The sequence below is a fragment of the Vibrio sp. 1F263 genome (assembly GCF_041439035.1).
Classification (GTDB): domain Bacteria; phylum Pseudomonadota; class Gammaproteobacteria; order Enterobacterales; family Vibrionaceae; genus Vibrio; species Vibrio tasmaniensis_A.
Genome location: NZ_JBGONI010000080.1, coordinates 1 through 6,448, shown reverse-complemented (window position 1 = coordinate 6,448; position 6,448 = coordinate 1). Strand labels below are relative to the sequence as shown.

The following is a 6,448-nucleotide window of genomic DNA, read 5'->3' as shown; positions in this document are numbered from 1 at the left end:
GAGTGCACTTGCATGTCGTTTTCACGGCTGGTCTTGTGGCGCACGACCGCAAATATCATCGAATCCGTATTTTCGTATTCTTGAACGCCTTTCTTATGAGTGACTTTGACTTGTGCAACGTCTTTTTCAAGCTCTGTTAAGGCGAACTTCACTGCGTTGTTATGCGCTTCTATTAGGCGGGTGTCCCCGCCAATAAGCGCGAGAACACTGATGGATTTAGGCGCAGAAAACGTCAGGTCGAAGCCTGATTTGTGTTTCCCCCTTTTCCCTTTAATAGTTTCATCACCAAGACTGCCTGAGAGGACCGATTCTAAGGTGGCTTGCTCTACGGGTTTGCCAGCCAGTCCCGCTTCGATGGCCAGCTTGCCATGCCAGAAGGTGTTTTCTTCTTGGTCTTTTTCTTTGAGGTAATAGTTATCACCGGCATCTTTTTCTAAAGAGACGTCAGGTAGGTCTTTGGGGGTTTCTTCGCTTAGGTAGTACTTTGCAGCGCCAGAAGCGGATTTAAGAGGGCTGATAGAAAGCATGACGGTGTTCCCTTGTGTAATGCCAATCACCAATGATGGCGATGAATTGAGTGGTGGGTGCTGTTACTGCGGTTACAAAATGATCCCAACACAAGCAAATGAATTGCTAGCGGTTAACGTTCTTTCTTCGTGAATGGTGACGCCATTTTCATCAATGTGAATGGACGTAATGCCCGCTTTAAATCGGTCTAACGCTATTATTTCTTCCTTGGTTAAATGCTTGCCATGAGTCAGGCATTCTAGACGGTTAAAGCTATATTCATCGGCGGCCATTGCTGGTTTCGAAGAATCAGAATGCTTCATGCACTCATTGCCATACAGCCAATCTTGAGCACACTCTATATTTGGCTCTAACTGGTAAGTCATATGATGGGTGACGCTTGAAAAAGAATGGGACCGGCTTGTCCATTTGTAGCTCACTTGAAAGCAATCAACCTCATCGGGAATGACGGCATACCAACCTCGACTTTTGGGGGAGGTATCTAAATAAACAGACACGTAGCGTTTGTTTGGCCAAAAGCGCTTTGTTTTTGGATTGCCGTTTGGTTTAGCCCAGTCGGGTCCTATAAATTCAAAATGAATGTCTGTTACCTTGTTGCTGGTAAGCTCAGGTGTCAGAAATATTCTGGGCGTAAATTGCAGGTATCGTTCTTTGGGATACAGAGGTAAGTTGATGTTGAGTTGGTGTTTAAGAGCGGAGCGGATCTCAGAGTGCGCTTGAGTGTAGCATTCTGACCATTCAAGATTTTTTGCCGCCTCAATGGGGGACATTCCACGTGAATATAAATAGATATAGGGTGTCCAATCTATTTTGATGTATCGGTATGGGATTTTTTTGATATGAGCTACAAACGCCTTAAACCATCCTTTCCATTCAGAGTCATATTCGTTGGTCATTTTTCCATTTAAATAATTGAAACCTTTTTGTGTAAAAGATACGCATGTTTGCGTGTCGTTGAATTCTAGATACCCCTCTGAAACCAGTTGTCCTAAGATGTCCCTTACTAACATGCCAGAGCGCGGGTAAACATCTAATGAGCGCTTTTTTACTTGTGGCTTACTCAAGTTAATTCGCTTTTCTTTCACGTGCTCTAAATAGTGATTATTTATAGGGGCCACTTGGTGATTTTTGGTGGTAGGCCAGAGCCAATCTAAAAGGTCGGAAGCATAAACAGTATTGGGACCTAGTTCTAATGTATAGGACGTCGGGGCTTTGGGTAAGGGTGGAAGATCACCTTCCTTGCCGTTCATGGCGTTTCGCTCTTCGGGAGTTAAGTTCCTTAGAATGACACAGGCAAATCCTTCAATGTTGTCGATGTGCTCTCCTAGACTTACCCTCACGCTCTGAATAAAAGGGATAATGGACACTTGGTTAAATACAATGTTATGGGCTGAGACGTGGTGCGTTACTGTCTGCGCTTTTAAGTCGTCCCAGTCGCTATAACCTATCGCTTGAGCACAAATCGATAACCATGTGTTTTTTTTAATTGGGCTGTTTGAAATAATTTCAGCATCGGTAAGTTGATTGAGAATAGTGTGTAATTGTTTTTTTAATATCGGTAAATGGTCAGAATTCAAGATGGTCTTACTTGACATGGTAATTCCTTGATAAATGAACGTAAAAAAGCCTTGCAATGGCAAGGCTTGGGACGGGGGTTGAGTGATTAATCGTGATGATAAGGCTCTAGGGTGTAACCTCTATGTTGCGTAAGCTGGATTAGTGAGTACAAGGGGTCACCAGTCGTTGCCGTCGAGCATATCGAGAACAAAGAGTGATTCGGGTTGTTTTTCAGGGGACATATCATGGTGGGTGTTTTAGTTTTTTAATCGCGCACTGTGTTGACGTTTGTGTCGGAATCTTGGTTTCATTGGTGCTCTCCATTGAGGGAAACAACGTGAGGCAAGAGTGGGTGAGGCTCTCCAAGTAGTACTAGCGTTGGAAATTTAAGTTATTAAAATGCAGTGTTTTTGATCGTTCTATTCTGCAAATTTTCCCTATTAGTCTTGTTATCATATCCGCCAAAGTTGTCAATTAGCGTGATGGTGAATAACCTCAAATCCATATCATCAAGAATGCTTAGATTGCAGGATACCCACCTAACAAGGCAAAGCAAAAGCGCTGCTTATGGTCGCGATATTACTTTGCTTGTACAGCAGGAGGGGCAACAATAGAAACTCTTAAAGCATATGTAGAAAGCCAATAACACCTAACACCAGATTAAGCCGCTATCGCGACTGACGCCTTATATCCCCGCCCGATCGAGCGAGGATATAAGGCGAAATTGCTAACCTTATTGGGATCCCTTAAATTTCAATTTAAAGTCCTTCTTGACCCTAAAAAAATTATTCACGAATACGTATAGATAAGGTTCTGTTATCATCATAATCAGATGATAAACCAAGAGAATCATTGCTCCTATAACCAGTACATTCCAAATTTTGTTGATTATCGGTAAGGCAATAAGAAAACTCATAGCCGGGTAGGAGCAGCTTTATTGAAGAGATCCCTCCCCTAAAAATATCAGGGAAGTTCTCATTCGTCCCTGTCAGCAAAGGATATTGAGGTCCATGTAACTGAAGGTCCATGTAAGCGAGACCTATAACATTATTCAAATCACGCTTTTCAATAACAAAAGAGCGATAAGAGTCATTTCTTAAATCACCAAAATAATTACTATCAGCATAGTAGATATCACATGTGCCCCCTAGGTTAGATTGAAGGCAAGCTTTCACTTGATATTGTTTATCGTGCAACCTAAGAGAAGAACTAGTAATACCTACATCCCCTAGCTCTGAAGCATTGTAAACATGGTTAAGCTGGAGCATTTCAAACAATGGAGGCTGTTGGTCTCGATGAGCAAAGAGTGTCGCTAAAGTTAATTGCGGTTGGTCAATTATCTTAACCCCACGTGTGACGTCATTGTCAGAGGCAGCTACGAGTTTTACCGTACCAGTATAGGGAAATTGACAACTGTCTTCCGTCCTTGTATTACAAAGGAGTACTTTTTTCCCTGGAGGCACAACCAAAGATGAAATTGATCGATAGAATGCCCTGTCGTAAATGTCAGTTGTATCGTAGAATGCGTTAGTTCGATCAAGAGTCAACTTTTGGCCTTGAAAGTACTGATCAGTATAGAAAACAACATTTTCTGGGTATAGTTCAAGCGGACCAACCTCAAGATGGACAATAGAATCGTTCATTTCTTCGCCCACAAAATCAAGATCCAGCCCCCATACAGTCAAACAATTTGAATAATCAGTACTTTTACATAAGCGAACGTAACTTTTTGGCCCTACCTTAATCGACGAAATCTCTCCTATAGCATTTATCTCTTCAGCAGAAGACCTTCCGTAATTAAGATGGGTCAAGGATCCTTGAAAATTAATATCCTGATAGGCAAGAACAGGAAAACGTTCTAGCTGGGCATCTGTACTCCGCTTCTTAGTATATTGAGAAACACCATTCCAATTATACTCCTCTGATTCTTTACGCTCATCGTTACCCAACATTCCTTCCCAATATTGCTTGGCGACTTGTTCCGCATTGTTTCGGGCACCTACTTTTATAGTATACTTAGTTGTCTGATCTAACTGCCCCCAATAAGAAGCATTGGGAAACATAAGATATTGCTTATTTGAATTGAACTTAGCAGGATTTCTGATCTCGTTTAAAGCTTCTGCACCATATTCACTAATGAGATAATAATCGACTTCATTACTATGAGGAGATGCTTTCATTCTTGGTTCTATAAAGCCATTTGGAGTAATATCGGCGTCTGATATCCAACCACTATAGCCCTCTGAACCAATATATTTTATAAATTCTATATTTTTTTCTTGTTGTAATGTAGTAATCCTACTGTCACTTAGCGCTGAATCAATTTGATTAATACAGGTTTCTCGCTGTTGCTCCCCAGAAAAACTTTCAACATTTAAAAACCATCCTTCAAAATTCAGTCCGTCAGCCAATTCAATGAGCTTTGTCATCAAACTGACTGTCCCTAAATCTCGACAATCTTGAAAATTTCCTCCATGGGAGAGACTAGGCAAAAAGACGCTGCCATAAATCTTGACTCCTTTCACATGAGCTTCTTCAATCCATTGAGGGTCAGGGGCTAAAATTGTGCCTTCTTGAGAGCTTCCTCCCCAAAAGACCATTCCTTCAAGATAATCCCAATAATCAAATCGAACACGGTCAGGGCTAGTGATAGCGTCAGGAATTCTTTCTAATGTAGCCCTAGGACGGACTAGGGCGGTATAACGATGATTTAGCTTGTTTAAGGCAGTATCTGGATCTAGACGATCTTCTATTCTAGCCCAATGATAAACCCAAGGTTGAATAACCCCATCAACGAGAATACCAGTCTGTCTTTCTTTCGTATTTTTACTCAAGTAATCTTCATCACTCAAGATGTCATTTACAGTTAGATCCTTCAAGGAAGGAACTGACGAGGTTGCATTATTTGGCTTATTGATAAACCAAGTGTAGGTTTTTTTCCCTTGGGCATAGGTTTGTGAACTAAAAATTAACCCTCCGATAAAAAAGATGAAAACACTCTTTATCCAAGTTCCCCATTGACGTCGTTCTCTTTGCTTTTCCATATAAAGACTTCTCTATAATTTACCCTGTACTCTGACTGAGGTTAGGTTTAAGGTGGTTTATGATTTATAGAAAATATAATTACCCCTATTTAGACGCCTTAAAAATAATCTTATATATTAAATTATTCATTATTTATATAAATTGCTCTTCTATCATCTCATGGTAATATTTAGCTATTTTCCCTTTCATCATTCAGATATATCGTCCATCCCGATATCTTGAGATATCGCCGACTCTTCGAGATCTTGTTGAGCGCGCTTTTGATAGTGACCGTCTGATTTGAGATTTTCTGCATCATCATTGACAAGATTTTTGACCGTTTTGCTTTGCGTGGCTTCTTTGATTTGGGCTGTCTCGAGCTTCATCTCTTCTGCAGTATCAAATTGCTCTGATTGGCGGGTTGAGAGAGCATTACGCTCTTCTTCACTAAGGAAAAGCCCTGGAGCAACACACTCACAGTAAACGGCTTCTTGGTATGCTTTAATCATCGCTGGAGATAGGGTGTGTTCACGTTTGATAAAGGCTGGTGTCACATCTCGCATCTTATCAAAGTGCAACTCTAATTGAGTGATAAAGCTGCTTCCTGGTACGCGAAGGTAACATTGTAAATCATCCATGGCTTGGATTTCACTGCTAGAGACAACAGGGCGGGTGACGGTTTGGTGACCAATCGATACCCCATCACGCAACGCATTTGCACCGTAAGAAATGTTCTCTCTTGAGACGTCCACCTCTTGCTCACCCAAATCTTTGGATGAGATTTGCGCCATCTGCGCTGATGGGGCGCGAAAGTAAAAGCGAGAGTTGAGTAAATCAAAAATAACGTCCGCGGTATTTTTTCCGTAGGTTTTCACGAGCTGCGCATAAGACTGGAGACCAATCACATAACAGCCCCCAAACTTACGCACTTCTGAAATGATGTTATCCAGCTCAGGCAGTTTATGCAGACTAGGCATCTCATCCATAATCACCCAGATACGGCGGTCTTCATCGGCTTTGAGTCCCAAAATAGCGTTAGAGGCAATGGCAAGCCAAGTTGAAATTAAAGGACGCAGTGAAGCGTGTTGCTGCGCGTTACTCGATAAGAACAAAAAGCCTTTTTGTTTATCATCTTGTACCCAATCGGTGATGGAAAACGGTTTGCGTTTGGGCTCTCCTTTCGCGTCTTTATCATCCAAGCCATCTAAAAAGCGTAGGCTCTTAATGTAGGTGGCGAGCACCGACTTAATGGAGATGGCCGTCTTTTTGATGTCTTTAGAGACCAGGGAAGCAGACTCTGTGCCTTGCAGGAAATTACCCAGGGTTTCAAGTTCAGACG

4 protein-coding genes and 1 pseudogene are annotated in these 6,448 nt (G+C 41.7%); 1 reads left to right on the top strand and 4 read right to left on the bottom strand.

The genetic code is table 11. From position 1 onward, the window contains the following. Window positions 1-527, bottom strand: a 527-nt coding sequence (gene mobF, locus ACED25_RS22785; RefSeq protein ID WP_371696199.1) for a MobF family relaxase, incomplete at its 3' end; no start/stop codon positions are given. 72 nt (window positions 528-599) lie between these two features. After that, a complete protein-coding gene (locus ACED25_RS22780; RefSeq protein WP_102533714.1) occupies window positions 600-2,123 on the bottom strand; it encodes a hypothetical protein in 1,524 nt (507 codons plus the stop codon). 405 nt (window positions 2,124-2,528) lie between these two features. Between ACED25_RS22780 and tnpA the strand changes: the two are divergent. Then, window positions 2,529-2,731, top strand: a pseudogene (tnpA, locus tag ACED25_RS22775) (IS200/IS605 family transposase); the annotation flags it as partial. Between the two features lie 139 nt (window positions 2,732-2,870). Here the strand turns inward: tnpA and ACED25_RS22770 are convergent. Both ACED25_RS22770 and ACED25_RS22765 read right to left on the bottom strand, forming a co-directional pair. Beyond that, window positions 2,871-5,129 (bottom strand): hypothetical protein, encoded by a 2,259-nt coding sequence (locus ACED25_RS22770; protein ID WP_016800117.1) that lies wholly within the window; start codon window positions 5,127-5,129, stop codon window positions 2,871-2,873. Window positions 5,130-5,318: 189 nt separating this feature from the next. Then, window positions 5,319-6,448: type IV secretion system DNA-binding domain-containing protein (locus tag ACED25_RS22765; RefSeq protein ID WP_371696197.1), on the bottom strand; the 1,130-nt coding region annotated here is incomplete at its 5' end.

Coding starts and splice junctions, on each gene's coding strand:
- ACED25_RS22770 (WP_016800117.1), bottom strand. CDS start 5,129: ATGGAAAAGCAAAGAGAACGACGTCAATGGGGAACTTGGATAAAGAGT.
- ACED25_RS22780 (WP_102533714.1), bottom strand. CDS start 2,123: ATGTCAAGTAAGACCATCTTGAATTCTGACCATTTACCGATATTAAAA.